This window comes from Rhodococcus sp. 15-649-2-2, assembly GCF_002258645.1.
GTDB lineage: Bacteria > Actinomycetota > Actinomycetes > Mycobacteriales > Mycobacteriaceae > Rhodococcoides.
Genome location: NZ_NPFM01000028.1, coordinates 81,193 through 93,987, shown reverse-complemented (window position 1 = coordinate 93,987; position 12,795 = coordinate 81,193). Strand labels below are relative to the sequence as shown.

Sequence of the window (12,795 nt, the reverse complement as noted above, 5' to 3'; positions counted from 1 at the left end):
TCGGGCGGCTTTGTCGATAGTGCTCTACCTCAACGACGGTCGCGAGTCTCGAACTCTCCGTTGATCACGGTGCCCAGCGGGGCGTCACGCTCCGCTTTCTTCGCCGCTTCCCGCATTTCGATGCCATCGGTGATCAGGTCTCCGATTTCACGGGTGACATCGCGGACGGCTCCGGTGATGATCACCACGATCCGGCCGACGTGATTGGCGGCAGATTCGGTGAACTCCTGCACGGTGTCCTTGTTGCGCTCGAACTTTCCCACCAACAGGACCGCCCCCTTCGAAGTCGTCACGCTGCGCTGGTCTTCTTACGCTCGACGATAACACTGGCCGGAGCTGCCGACCCCGTGAGCGAATTGGGCAGGGCGAGCTTGAAGATCTTGCCCCACACGGAACCGATCTGATGGAAGAAGCCGCCGGTGTTGTAGGGCAGGTCGTACTTCTCGCACAACGCCTTGACCTCGGGCGCGATCTGCGGGTAGCGATGCGCGGGCAGGTCCGGGAACAGGTGATGCTCGATCTGGTGCGAGAGGTTGCCCGACATGATGTGGAACAGCGGGGTTCCCTCGATGTTGGCCGATCCCAACATCTGACGCACGTACCACTCGCCGCGGCTCTCGTCGGCGGTCTCCTCCTGGCTGAAGGTCTGGACTCCGGTCGGGAAGTGGCCACAGAAGATGATCGAGTAGGTCCACACGTTGCGAATCAGGTTCGCAGCAACGTTTCCGACCACGGTGGACGCGAAGAACGGTCCGGTCAGCGCCGGGAAGATCACGTAGTCCTTGAGCGCCTGCTTGCCCGCCTTGCGCCACATGCCCTGCAGCAGCGGCTTGACGTCGTGCCACTTGCGCTTGCCCGCGACGATGTTCTCGGTCTCGAGGTCGTGGAGCATGACGCCCCACTCGAAGAACGTCATCAACAGGAACGCATACACCGGGTTGCCCAGGTAGTACGGATTCCATTTCTGTTCCTGGTCCATCCGCAGGATGCCGTAGCCGATGTCGCGGTCCATACCGACGATGTTGGTGAAGGTGTGGTGCATGTAGTTGTGCGAATGCTTCCACTGGTCTGCGGGGCAGACGGTGTCCCACTCGAACACCTCGGAGTTCAGACCGGGCTCGCGCATCCAGTCGTACTGGCCGTGCATGACGTTGTGGCCGATCTCCATGTTGTCGAGGATCTTCGCAACGCCGAGGGCACCGACACCGGCGAGCCATGCCGGCGGGAGGAACGGCAGGTACATCAACGCGCGTCCGGTGATCTCCAGGCCGCGCTGCGCTTTGATGATCTTGTAGATGTATTCGCGGTCCTCGTCGCCGAGCTTGGCGACGGTTCGGGCACGCAGGTCGTCGAGCTCACGGCCGAGCTCCTCGACCTGTTCGTAGGTCAGCACGGTAGGCGCGTCCGGCAGTGTCTCGTTGCGGCGAAACGGTAGGACCGCGGTGGGCAGGATCGAGAGAATCGTTCCGAGCATCTGATGATCTCCAATTCGATCGGGTCGAGATGGTCTGTGTGTCGAAATGTCTTGGGTGGACCTAGATGTCGATGTCGACGTCGCCGACGGCGACGGACACGCAGAGCTGGATCTTCTTGTCGGATTCGGTGTCGGTCTCGCCGGTCTTGATGTTCTTGGTGCAGCCGGACTTCTTCACCGAGGTGCAGGTGAAGCAGATTCCCATCCGGCACCCGTTGGCCGGCGAGAGACCAGCGGCCTCTGCCTGCTCGAGCAGCGTTTCGCCGTCGTTCTCCGAGGACACATCGCTCCCGGAGAACGTGGTGACTCCGGTGACGTCGTCGCCGACGGTGGCGAACGACGGCGTGAACTCCTCGAGGTGCAGTCGCTCGCCGAGGCCTGCGTCGTCGAAGAAAGACCTCACGCCCTTCATGAGTCCGGGAGGGCCGCACAGGAACGTGTCCGCGTCTGCGAACCACGGTGCCACGGCATCGAGGTGCTCCTGGCCGAAGAACCCGTACAGGTCGCCGCCCGTCTTCTGCTCGGTGTACGCGAAGACGATGTTCACGTTCTCGTGCTCGGCGGCGATCTTCTCCAGGTCCTTCTTGTACGCGACGTCGTTCTCGGTGAACGCGTAGTGCAGGAAGGTCAGGTCGCTGCTGTACCCCTCGTCCAGCAGCGACCTGAGCATCGACAACACCGGCGTGATGCCGCTGCCACCGCTGATCAGCAACGTCTTGGCCGGGCGTGGTTGGGGAAGCTCGAACGTGCCGTCCGCCTGCGACAGGCTGACCACGAGGCCGACATGCGCGTTCTTGTGCAGGTACTGCGACACCAGGCCTTCGGGATGCGCCTTGATCGTCAGTTCGATCCGGCCGTCCTTGCGGTACTGCGAGCAGGCGGGCGAGTAACAGCGCGTCTGCCGAACACCGTCGATGACGACACCGACCTGGACGAACTGACCCGCCTTGAAGCCCTTCCACTGACGTGTCGGGCGGATGGTGAGCGTCAACGAGTCTTCGGTGGACCGGTGTATCTCGGTCACTTCTCCGCGTAGGTCGCGAACCGTCGTCATAGGATCGACGAGCTCGAGGTACCGATCGAGCGCGTGGGGTGTGGCCATGGCCTCGAACAGGGAAAGAAGCGAGAACTTGCGCGAACCCGACGTTCGCGACGGACGTTCTTGAAGCGTCATTCCATCCTCCCTAACCGGATCGAAACCAACGACCCATTCAGTGAACGATTGTGCACTAACATGAGTGTGACAGAGCGACACCGGTACCTGTCAACGTTTATGTGACCGTCGTTACACAGCAAAAACGGCCGTCGACGGGGGTCCGGGTAGAACCGGAAGGAAGGTCACAGGATGCGCGCCCATAAACTGGACGTTGTGACAGAACCGGGGACCCGCGCCGAGCGCAAGGAGCGCACGCGCCAAGCCCTCATCGAGGGCACCCTCGACCTGCTACGCGAACGATCCTTCGCCAGTGTCAGCCTGCGCGAGGTCGCCCGATCGGCCGGCATCGTTCCCACTGCGTTCTACCGCCACTTCGCCTCGATGGAGGATCTGGGCGTCGCTCTCGTCGAGGACAGCATGCGCATGCTGCGGCAGATGTTGCGTGATGCCCGTCGCAACCCGAGCGCCAAGACGGCCACCGAATCCTTCGGCATCCTGGTCCGCCAGGTTCGCAGCCACGAGGATCAGTTCCGTTTTCTCAGTCGCGAGCGGTACGGCGGCGTCACCGAGGTTCGTCGTGCCTTCGCCACCGAGCTGCGACTGTTCGTCAGTGAGCTGACGATCGATCTCTCCCGCATGCCCGGTCTCGAGCAGTGGGACGTCGCCGATCTGGAGATGACCGCCGATCTGCTCGTCTCGACCATGCTCACTGCGGTGGTCGGCCTGTTGGAAATCGACAGACCGGGTAGTCAGAACGAGAAGGATCTGATCGAGCGAACCGAGAAGCAGATCCGCATGATCATGCTCGGGATGAGCCGATGGGAACCACGGCGGGCTTGACCGTTCGAGAAGAACACGTCCACGAAGGGAAGTTCATGTCCGAGGTAAGTGTCGGCGCGTACGTATTCGAAGTTGCGATGGCGGGCCCCTCGGATGGAGTTCCAGTCGTTGCGCTGCACGGCTTTCCGCAAACCAACGCGTCGTGGACCAGCGTGACCCCCGGACTCGTCGCCGCGGATTGTCGCGTGATCGCGCCCAATCAGCGGGGATACTCCCCCGGAGCCCGGCCGATCGGGGTCGAGCACTATCGCATCGAGCAGCTCACCGGTGACATCCTCGGTTTGCTCGACGCGCTCGATCTACCGTCGGCGCACCTGGTCGGACACGACTGGGGTGCGGTGGTTGCCTGGCACCTGGCGGCCGAGCACCCCGATCGTGTCCGCACGCTCACCGCGGCATCGGTTCCGCATTCGGCGGCGTTCAACCGGGCCATCCGCGAGGATCCGGATCAGCAGGAGCGGTCGCAGTACTTCGGCCTGCTCCGGAAGCCGGAGAAGGCCGAGCGAGTTCTGGTGGAGAACGACGCACAGCGTCTGCGCGCGATGTTCGGTGCCGAGAGCCTCGACGACGAGTACGTTCGGCATCTCACCGTCCCCGGGGCACTGACGGCCGCATCGAGTTGGTACGCCGCGATGACCAGGGAGTTCGCGAACCTCCCTCCGGTGACCGTCCCCACCACGTACGTCTGGAGCAACGGCGACACCGCCATCGGCCGAGCCGGTGCCGAGCGCTGCGGCGAATTCGTCGATGCGCCGTACCGATTCGTCGAACTCGACGGCATCTCCCATTGGATCCCCGAGGAAGCCCCCGGGGAACTCACGACCGAGATCCTGGCCCGTATCGACTCCGCTTAGACCTGCTCCGGAGCCCGCACCTTCAGCAACGCCAGCAGACCGGCGGCAAGGACGATGATCAGCCCGGCGATACCTGCCCGGTCGGCGTCGAACATCCACACGAACAGGCCGAACAGGGACGGCGCGAGGAACGACGCGGCACGACCCGTTGTCGCGAACAGTCCGAAGAACTGACCTTCTCGCCCAGGAGGTGCCAGTCGGGCCAGGAAGGTACGCGCAGAGGATTGTGCGGGCCCCACGAACAGGCACAGGATCAGTCCGAAGATCCAGAACATCGTCGGTCCCGACACGAACAGCAGAATGGTGCCGGCCGCGATCATGGACGTGAGCGAGAAGACGATGACCTTCTTGGGTCCGATTCTGTCGTCGAACCGGCCGGCGACGATGGCACCGAGGCCGGCGATGACGTTGGCGGCGACGCCGAACAGCAGTACGTCCGCCGCGCCGATGCCGTAGACGCTGACGGCGAGAACGGCCCCGAAGGTGAAGACACCTGCCAGTCCGTCTCGGAACAGTGCGCTGGCGATCAGGTAGTAGACGGCGCGCCGGTCTGCACTCCACAACTCGCGCACATCGCGAAAGAGGACGCGATAGGACTCCGCGAACCCGGCCTGTGCAGCCGTGGGATCGGCAACGGCCCTGGGCACTTCGGGAACTGCGAACATCACCGGGATGGCCGAGACCGCGAACCATACGGCCGCGAGTACGGCGACGAGTCTGATGTTCAGGCCACCGTCGGTGGTCAACCCCAGCAAGCCCCGAGTGTCGCCGTCGCCGACGATGAAGCCCACGTAGCACAGGAGAAGCAGCACGATTCCACCGAAATAGCCCATCGCCCAACCGAATCCGGATACGCGACCGATGTTCTCCGAAGTGGAGACCTGCCGCAGCATCGAGTTGTACGGGATGCTGGCCAACTCGAACATGATGGATCCGAGACCGAGCAGCAACAGACCGAGCCAGAGATAGTGATAGTTGTCCTGCACGAAGAACAGACCGGCCATGGCCACGACGGTCAGTGCGGTCAACACCCCCAGCAACCATCTCCGTTTGCCGCGCGCGTCGAAGTACTGCCCGCAGACCGGCGCGAGGAGCGCGATGACGACGCTCGACAGTGCGATGGACCAGCTGAACCAGGTGGTGGCCGAGATCGAGCCGGGCAGGTCGTCACCGACCGCATCGGTGAGATACACCGAGAACACGAACGTGAGAATCACGGCGTTGAACGCAGCCGAGCCCCAATCCCAGAATCCCCAGGCAGTGACCTGTTTACGAGTGGTTGCGACTCCGACGACGGCGGCCTCCGGCTGGGTTCCCATGGTTGCCAACACTAGACCGCGGAATCCGAATTCTTTGGTGCACCTAGTTGCATAGTCACCACGTTGCATACATACTCTCGGTTGTGGCTTTGGAACACGCGATTCTGGTTTCCCTCACCGAGCTCAGTGGCTCGGGGTACGAGCTCGCCCGACGGTTCGACAAGTCCATCGGCTTCTTCTGGAGCGCAACACATCAGCAGATCTACCGGACGCTGACGCGGATGGACGGGGCCGGGTGGATCACCGGTGAGGCCGTCGCACAAGACGGCCGTCCCGACAAGAAGGTCTACTCGGTCGCCGCCGCGGGCCGCGCCGAGCTCGATCGCTGGATCGCGGCGCCGACCGATCCTTCGCAGCTACGCGAGGAACTCGCCGTCAAGATTCGCGGTGCCGCGAACGGTGACATCGACGCTTTGAAGGTCGAAGTCGCCCGCCATCGCGATGTTCATGCCACCCGCCTCGACGTCTACCGACTGATCGAGAAGCAGGACTTTCCGGCCCCCGCTGCCCTCACCGGCACCGCGTTGCACCAATACCTGGTGCTGCGAGGCGGAATTCGCGTCGAAGAAGGATTCACCGAGTGGTGCACCGAAGTATTGGAGAAGCTGTGAAGACCGAGCAGTCCGTTGGCCCCTATCCGATTCTGTTGTCGCCGTTGGACGTCGGTGCGACCACGCTGAAGAACCGGGTGATCATGGGCTCGATTCACACCGGCCTCGAAGACCGCGCCCGAGACACCGGCCGTCTGGCGGCCTACTTCGCCGAGCGAGCCCGCGGCGGCGTCGCCCTTATCGTCACCGGCGGCTACGCCCCCAATCGCACCGGCTGGCTCCTGCCGTTCGGAGCCAAGCTGACCAACCGTCTCGAGGCCCGTCGGCACCGCCGGATCACCGCGGCGGTACACCGTGAGGGTGGCAAGATCGCGCTGCAAATCCTGCACGCCGGTCGCTACTCGTACCAACCGTTCAGCGTGTCGGCTTCCTCGATCAAGGCCCCCATCAACCCTTTTCGGCCGCGGCGGTTGACGTCGAGGGGCGTCCGCTGGCAGATCCGCAATTTCGTGCGTTGCGCCCGGCTCGCACAGAGCGCCGGATACGACGGCGTCGAGATCATGGGCGGCGAGGGATACTTCATCAATCAGTTCCTCTCCGAGCGCACCAACAAGCGGCGTGACGAGTGGGGCGGTTCGGCGGAGAATCGCCGTCGGATGGCCGTGGAGATCGTGCGACAGACGCGGGCTGCAGTGGGCCCGGACTTCCTCATCGTGTTCCGGCTGTCGATGGCCGACCTGGTGGAACAGGGCCAGAGCTGGAACGACATCGTTGCCCTGGCGGAGGATGTCGAGGCTGCAGGCGCGAACATCATCAATACCGACATCGGCTGGCACGAATCGCGGGTGCCGACCATCGTCACCTCGGTTCCGCGAGCAGCGTTTGCGGACATCACCGGCAAGCTGGAGAAGTACGTCACCATTCCCGTTGCGGCATCCAACCGCATCAACATGCCCGAGATCGCCGAGAACATTCTCGCCCGCGGGGACGCACAGCTGATCGCGATGGCCAGGCCGATGCTGGCCGATCCGTTCTGGGTCCAGAAGGCAGCCACCGACTCCGCGGACCAGATCAACACCTGCATTGCCTGCAATCAGGCCTGCCTCGACCACGCCTTCGTCCACAAGAAGGTCTCGTGCCTGGTCAACCCCCGTGCGGGCCGCGAGATCGACCTGCAATTGCTGCCGACGAAGAAGACGAAGAAGGTCGCGGTCGTCGGAGCCGGGCCCGCAGGCTTGGCCGCAGCCCTCAATCTCGCGCAACGCGGCCATGCGGTCAGCCTGTTCGAGGCCAGAAGCGAGATCGGCGGTCAGTTCGGTATCGCGCGGCTGATTCCCGGCAAGGAGGAATTCGCAGAGACGATCCGCTATTTCTCCAGCGCGCTCCGCACCGCCGACGTCGCCGTCCACTTGGGCAGCCGAGTCTCAGCCGCGGAGCTGATTGCCGGCGAATTCGACGAGGTGGTGCTGGCTACCGGCGTCACTCCCCGGATTCCGAGCATCCCCGGCATCGAACACCCCTCGGTGTTGTCGTATGCAGAACTGGTTCGGGACGGCAAGCCGGTCGGTGATCGGGTTGCGGTCATCGGAGCCGGCGGAATCGGCATCGACATCTCCGAGTTCCTCACCACCGACGCCTCCCCCACGCTGGACCTGAAGGAATGGAAGCAGGAGTGGGGCGTCACCGAGCCCGAGGCCGCGCCAGGAGCGTTGACCACACCGGTGCCCGCGCAGTCACCGCGTGAGGTGTATCTGCTGCAGCGCAAGCCGGGACGCATCGGCGCAGGGCTGGCCAAGACGACGGGTTGGGTTCACCGCGCCGCTCTAAAAGCCAAAGGCGTGCATCAGCTTTCAGGCGTCAACTACGAGAGAATCGACGACGCGGGCCTGCACATCTCGTTCGGCGAGAAGCATGAGCGCGCGCGTCTGCTCGAGGTCGACACCATCGTTATCTGCGCGGGCCAGGAGTCGGTTCGCGATCTGGTCGACGAGCTGAAGGCCGCGGGTACCACCACGCACATCATCGGCGGTGCGGACGTCGCGGCCGAGCTGGACGCCAAACGGGCGATAGAGCAAGGCACCCGGCTCGCGGCCACGATCTGATCTGTCCGCTAGCCTGTCTCACCGTGAGCCTGCCCAAGCCCAACCCCGATGCCCGCGCCGTCGTCACCGGAGCCTCTTCCGGTATCGGTGAAGCCCTGGCCACCGAACTCGCCGCCCGTGGTCACTCGCTGATCGTGGTGGCTCGACGCGGCGAGCTGCTCGAGGCGTTGGCTGCGAAGCTCACGGCCGAACACGGCGTTGCCGTCGAGGTGCGTCAGTCGGATCTGTCGAATCGTGAGCAGCGGCAGGCACTGGTCACCGAGCTGTCCGAGCGCGAGATCTCCATCCTGTGCAACAACGCGGGCATCGCGACGTTCGGACCGGTGGCCGGTCTGGACCCGGCGTACGAGCGCGATCAGGTGGAGCTCAATGCCGTTGCCGTACACGACCTCACGCTCGCGGTCATGCCCGGCATGATCGGTCGCGGAGCAGGCGGAATCCTCATCACCGGATCTGCGGCGGGCAACATGGCCATCCCCAACAACGCGACCTACGCCGCGACCAAGGCCTTCGTCAACACCTTCTCGGAGTCGCTGCGCGGCGAGCTCGCGGGTACCGGCGTCAACGTCACGCTTCTCGCTCCGGGCCCGGTCCGCACCGAGACACCCGACCCGGCCGACGCCTCGATCGTGGACAAGATGGTTCCCGACTTCCTGTGGATCGACAGCGCCTACACCGCGAAGCTGTCCCTCGACGGCCTCGCGAAGAACAAGATGCGCGTCGTCCCGGGCCTGCTGAGCAAGGGTATGTCGGTCGCCGGGCAGTACAGCCCACGCAGCATCTCCGCACCGATCATCGGCAGCTTCTACAAGAAGCTCGGCAGCTAGCGCCGGCGCCGGCGTCCGGTTCCGAAGATACTGCGCGAGATTTCCCGCCCGGCAGCCGAAGCAGCCGATCGCAGGAAGCTCTTGACCGCCGGGTTGCCCATGATGCGCTCGGCAGCCGACGGGCCGTCAGGCTCGCTCGGGGGAAGGTCGGGCAGATCGGCAGGCAGCGGCGGGATGTCGAACTTCTCGGCCGGAGCGGGCACGTTCGCCACGCGCGCGTTCATCCGCTCGTAGGCCGACTCGCGATCGATCGTTTCACGGTACTTCGCGGACAGGGTGCTCGACGATGCGGCCGCGGCGATGGCGTCGTTGCCGATGGTGTCCATCAGTGAGCGGGGCGGACGAATCTTCGTCCACGCCACCGGTGTCGGCGCGCCTTTCTCCGAGAGCACCGTCACGATTGCTTCGCCGGTCCCCAACGACGTCAGCGCCTTTTCGAGGTCGTACGCGTCGGTCTTGGGGTACGTGCGCACCGTCTTGTTCAACGCCTTCTGATCATCGGGCGTGAAGGCGCGCAGAGCGTACTGAATACGTGCGCCCAGTTGTGAGAGCACGTCGTTGGGAACGTCGGTTGGCAACTGCGTGCAGAAGAAGACGCCGACGCCCTTCGAGCGAATGAGCTTGACGGTCTGTTCCACCTGCTGCAGAAACGCCTTGGACGCATCGGCGAACAGCAGGTGTGCCTCGTCGAAGATGAAGACCAGCTTGGGCTTGTCGATGTCACCGACTTCGGGAAGCGTCTGGAACAGGTCGGCGAGCACCCACATCAAGAACGTGGAGAACATCACCGGCCGCGACGCCTGCGCCCCGAGCTCGAACAGAGTGATGACCCCTCTGCCGTCCGGTCCGACGCGAAGCAGGTCCTCGGTCTCGAGCTCCGGCTCACCGAAGAAGGTGTCTCCTCCGTCTGCCTCCAGGTTGACCAGCGCGCGCAGAATCACTCCTGCGGTGGCCGAGGAGACCCCGCCGATGCCCTTGAGATCTGCTTTCCCCTCGTCACTGGTCAGGTGCATGATCACCGACCGCAGGTCCTTGAGGTCGAGCAGGGCGAGCCCCTGGGAGTCGGCCCAGTGGAAGATCAGACCGAGGGTGGATTCCTGAGTATTGTTCAGCCCCAACACTTTACTCAGCAAGATCGGACCGAACGCCGTGATGGTGGCACGGACCGGCACTCCGATTCCCTCGGTGCCGAGAGAAAGAAACTCCACCGGGTGTCCGGCCGGAGCCCAGTCCGTGAGCCCGGTGTCCGCAGCGCGGCTCCGAATCTTCTCGTTGTCCTCGCCCGGCGCGGACAGTCCCGACAGATCGCCTTTGACATCGGCCATGACGACGGGAACCCCTGCCGCAGAGAGCTGTTCGGCAATCCCCTGCAGCGTCTTCGTCTTACCGGTTCCGGTGGCCCCGGCAACGAGACCGTGCCTGTTCAACGTGGCCAACGGAATTCGGATGCGAGCAGCGGGGTCGGTGACGCCGTCGAGAACCACGGTTCCCAGTTCCAGTGCGGCACCTGATGATGCGTAGCCGGCGGCAATCTCGGCAGCCTTGCCGTTCGCTGTCGGTGTCGACCCTTGTTCCGCGGCAAGCGCCTCGGCCTCGGCGGCGTCCGCTGCAGCCAGAGCTTCGGCAGCCACCCGTGCGGCTTCGACGGCCGCCGCCTTGGCCGCCTTCGCCCTCTCGGCAGGGCTGAGTGTGGGTGCCGGCTGGGTCGGGTCGACTGTCATGTCCGCGTCCTCCGTGAACGTGTGCTGGTGCTGAACTGGTTCGATCGCCACCGCAAACCCTAGTGGCATCACAGCTCGCACTAGTGTGGAGCGCGTGCAGGACAAACTCGTGTGGATCGACTGTGAAATGACCGGCTTGGACCTGAGCAAGGACAAGCTGATCGAAATTGCGGCGCTGGTGACCGACAGTGAGCTGAACATCCTCGGAGAGGGTGTCGACATCGTCATCCACGCCGATGACGACGCGTTGGCGAACATGCCTGCCGTCGTGACCGACATGCACGCCAAGTCGGGCTTGACCGACGAAGTGCGCGCATCGACGGTGACGCTGGAGGAAGCCGAGCAGCGCGTACTGGCGTACATCAAGGAGCACGTCCCGGTGGCCGGCACGGTTCCGCTCGCGGGAAACTCCATCGGGACCGATCGTGGATTCATCTCTCGCGACATGACCGCGCTCGACACCTACCTCCACTACCGAATGATCGACGTCAGCTCGATCAAGGAACTTTCCCGACGGTGGTACCCGCGGATCTACTACGGACAGCCGGCCAAGGGCCTTGCGCACCGTGCCCTGGCGGACATCAAGGAGTCGATCAAAGAACTGCAGTACTACCGCCGGACGGCCTTCGTGGCTCCGCCGGGGCCGTCTACCAGCGACATCGCGGCCGTTGTTCAGGATCTCGACACGCAACCGGGGGCGGATTAGCAACCGCGGATTCAACCCGCTAGTATTGTCGACGCTGCTGATGCAGAGCCCGAAAAGGTTCTGCGGACGCGTGCAATGGTGGGCGTAGTTCAGCTGGTAGAGCACCAGGTTGTGATCCTGGATGTCGCGGGTTCGAGTCCCGTCGCTCACCCCATACGAAGAAGGCCGGTCTCCTCGTGAGACCGGCCTTTTTCGTGCGTTCATTTCACACGTCTCAGACCGGCCGGAGGTGCTAACGCACCCACCCTGACCTCGAATTACGTTGTTGTAATTCAACTTTCAGGTTTCCTGTGGGGTTGATGTGACGTACGGTTACTAATGGCACTTTTGGGGAAGAAAAGTACCAATGTGATTCATGTGTTTTTTGCTACGTGAGTTCAGCGTGCCCCGAAGCGTCACCGAACATGTTCTTACGTCCTGCGCGCACCCATCCGACGGTGCGCGGAGGACGCAGACGAGGAGGCTTTTCGTGGGTCGCAGAATGCACAGAGTCATAGCGGGTTCGATCTTGTCGGCAGCACTGTGCATCGGCACAACCGGCTTGCTCAGCCCAGCGGTGGCCACCGCTCAACCCACGATCGAACTACCTCAGATCCCGATCCCCCAGCCCGATGCCCAACAGCGGGCCGCGATTCTCGCCGCGGTGCTCGACGCCACCGGTGTTCTCATCAACCAGGTCGCGGCGATCGTTCTCGACGGCGACGTGCTGTCGGTACCGGATTCGCCGGACGCTCCGAGCACTGTCGATGTTCCCGAGATCGAACTACCGACCGCACCGCCGACCGTCGGTCTCGGCGGTGCCGTGCTGCCGATCGATGCAGGCAAATACCGCATCACCTCCGGCTACGGCGGACGCAACAACCCGACCGGCAACGGCGCGCAGTACCACCAGGGCGTGGACCTGGCCGCCGACAGCGGGACCCCCATCCATGCGGTGACCGGCGGAACCGTCGTTCAGGCCGGAGACGCGGGCGACGGCTACGGCAAGCTCGTTCGGGTCAAGAGCGGCAATACCGAGACCTACTACGGCCATCAGTCCAGCCTCGCGGTGTCGGTCGGCGACGAGGTGGCACCGGGAGACGTACTCGGCGCAGTCGGCAGCACCGGCAATTCGACAGGACCGCATCTGCACTTCGAGGTACGCAACAACGGCTCGAGCATCGAACCGGTGGCGTACCTGAAGACACTCGGCATAGATCCTTCGCTGTATCAAACCCGCGATCGAAGCTGACCCACCCGATCGAA

General features: G+C 63.8%; 12 protein-coding genes and 1 tRNA gene. 8 read left to right on the top strand and 5 right to left on the bottom strand.

What is annotated here, in order from left to right; genetic code table 11:
• Nucleotides 1–29: 29 nt before the first annotated feature.
• The 3 genes from CH305_RS18105 to CH305_RS18095 all read right to left on the bottom strand — a co-directional run bounded on the left by CH305_RS18105 (nt 30) and on the right by CH305_RS18095 (nt 2,648).
• Nucleotides 30–266, bottom strand: a complete 237-nt coding sequence (locus CH305_RS18105; RefSeq protein ID WP_032379604.1) for a hypothetical protein — start codon at nt 264–266, stop codon at nt 30–32.
• A gap of 23 nt (nt 267–289) precedes the next feature.
• Nucleotides 290–1,474, bottom strand: a complete 1,185-nt coding sequence (locus tag CH305_RS18100; protein ID WP_032402361.1) for an acyl-CoA desaturase — start codon at nt 1,472–1,474, stop codon at nt 290–292.
• A 61-nt stretch (nt 1,475–1,535) separates the two neighbouring features.
• On the bottom strand, nt 1,536–2,648 hold the full coding sequence (locus CH305_RS18095) for a ferredoxin reductase (protein WP_032402360.1): 1,113 nt from the start codon (nt 2,646–2,648) through the stop codon (nt 1,536–1,538).
• A gap of 171 nt (nt 2,649–2,819) precedes the next feature.
• Here CH305_RS18095 and CH305_RS18090 point away from each other — a divergent pair, with 171 nt between their 5' ends.
• Nucleotides 2,820–3,470, top strand: a complete 651-nt coding sequence (locus CH305_RS18090; RefSeq protein WP_230592413.1) for a TetR family transcriptional regulator — start codon at nt 2,820–2,822, stop codon at nt 3,468–3,470.
• A 35-nt stretch (nt 3,471–3,505) separates the two neighbouring features.
• On the top strand, nt 3,506–4,324 hold the full coding sequence (locus tag CH305_RS18085) for an alpha/beta fold hydrolase (RefSeq protein WP_094704651.1): 819 nt from the start codon (nt 3,506–3,508) through the stop codon (nt 4,322–4,324).
• Here the strand turns inward: CH305_RS18085 and CH305_RS18080 are convergent.
• The gene (locus CH305_RS18080) at nt 4,321–5,643 is read right to left on the bottom strand and encodes an MFS transporter (RefSeq protein ID WP_094704650.1); all 1,323 of its coding nucleotides are present in this window, start codon (nt 5,641–5,643) and stop codon (nt 4,321–4,323) included. The two genes, CH305_RS18085 and CH305_RS18080, sit on opposite strands and share 4 nt — an antisense overlap.
• Nucleotides 5,644–5,726: 83 nt before the next feature.
• On the opposite strand from CH305_RS18080, the gene CH305_RS18075 reads away from it, so the two are divergent.
• From CH305_RS18075 to cmrA, 3 genes are read left to right on the top strand one after another with little or no spacing between them, the layout of a single operon-like run.
• Nucleotides 5,727–6,254 (top strand): PadR family transcriptional regulator, encoded by a 528-nt coding sequence (locus CH305_RS18075; RefSeq protein ID WP_032379248.1) that lies wholly within the window; start codon nt 5,727–5,729, stop codon nt 6,252–6,254.
• Nucleotides 6,251–8,296, top strand: a complete 2,046-nt coding sequence (locus CH305_RS18070; protein WP_094610055.1) for an FAD-dependent oxidoreductase — start codon at nt 6,251–6,253, stop codon at nt 8,294–8,296. The genes CH305_RS18075 and CH305_RS18070 overlap by 4 nt, the downstream gene beginning before the upstream one ends.
• Before the next feature lie 23 nt (nt 8,297–8,319).
• Entirely contained in the window at nt 8,320–9,123 is an 804-nt protein-coding gene (gene cmrA / locus CH305_RS18065; RefSeq protein WP_032379250.1) for a mycolate reductase, read from the top strand.
• Here the strand turns inward: cmrA and CH305_RS18060 are convergent.
• Nucleotides 9,120–10,844 carry a helicase HerA-like domain-containing protein gene (locus tag CH305_RS18060; protein WP_094704649.1) on the bottom strand — a complete coding sequence of 575 codons (1,725 nt, stop codon included), beginning with the start codon at nt 10,842–10,844 and terminating at the stop codon, nt 9,120–9,122. The genes cmrA and CH305_RS18060 overlap by 4 nt on opposite strands.
• 94 nt (nt 10,845–10,938) lie before the next feature.
• Here CH305_RS18060 and orn point away from each other — a divergent pair, with 94 nt between their 5' ends.
• The 3 genes from orn (at nt 10,939) to CH305_RS18045 (ending at nt 12,781) form a co-directional block, all read left to right on the top strand.
• Nucleotides 10,939–11,550 (top strand): oligoribonuclease, encoded by a 612-nt coding sequence (gene orn / locus CH305_RS18055; protein ID WP_080730668.1) that lies wholly within the window; start codon nt 10,939–10,941, stop codon nt 11,548–11,550.
• Between the two features lie 78 nt (nt 11,551–11,628).
• Nucleotides 11,629–11,704, top strand: a tRNA-His gene (locus CH305_RS18050).
• A 315-nt stretch (nt 11,705–12,019) separates the two neighbouring features.
• Nucleotides 12,020–12,781 carry a M23 family metallopeptidase gene (locus tag CH305_RS18045; protein WP_037177223.1) on the top strand — a complete coding sequence of 254 codons (762 nt, stop codon included), beginning with the start codon at nt 12,020–12,022 and terminating at the stop codon, nt 12,779–12,781.
• The last annotated feature ends 14 nt before the right edge of the window (nt 12,782–12,795 follow it).

What these genes read in the sequence shown, in the direction of transcription:
- CH305_RS18100 (WP_032402361.1), bottom strand. Translation starts at nt 1,474, where the DNA reads ATGCTCGGAACGATTCTCTCGATCCTGCCCACCGCGGTCCTACCGTTT.
- CH305_RS18095 (WP_032402360.1), bottom strand. Translation starts at nt 2,648, where the DNA reads ATGACGCTTCAAGAACGTCCGTCGCGAACGTCGGGTTCGCGCAAGTTC.
- CH305_RS18090 (WP_230592413.1), top strand. Translation starts at nt 2,820, where the DNA reads ATGCGCGCCCATAAACTGGACGTTGTGACAGAACCGGGGACCCGCGCC.
- CH305_RS18085 (WP_094704651.1), top strand. Translation starts at nt 3,506, where the DNA reads ATGTCCGAGGTAAGTGTCGGCGCGTACGTATTCGAAGTTGCGATGGCG.
- CH305_RS18080 (WP_094704650.1), bottom strand. Translation starts at nt 5,643, where the DNA reads ATGGGAACCCAGCCGGAGGCCGCCGTCGTCGGAGTCGCAACCACTCGT.
- CH305_RS18060 (WP_094704649.1), bottom strand. Translation starts at nt 10,844, where the DNA reads ATGACAGTCGACCCGACCCAGCCGGCACCCACACTCAGCCCTGCCGAG.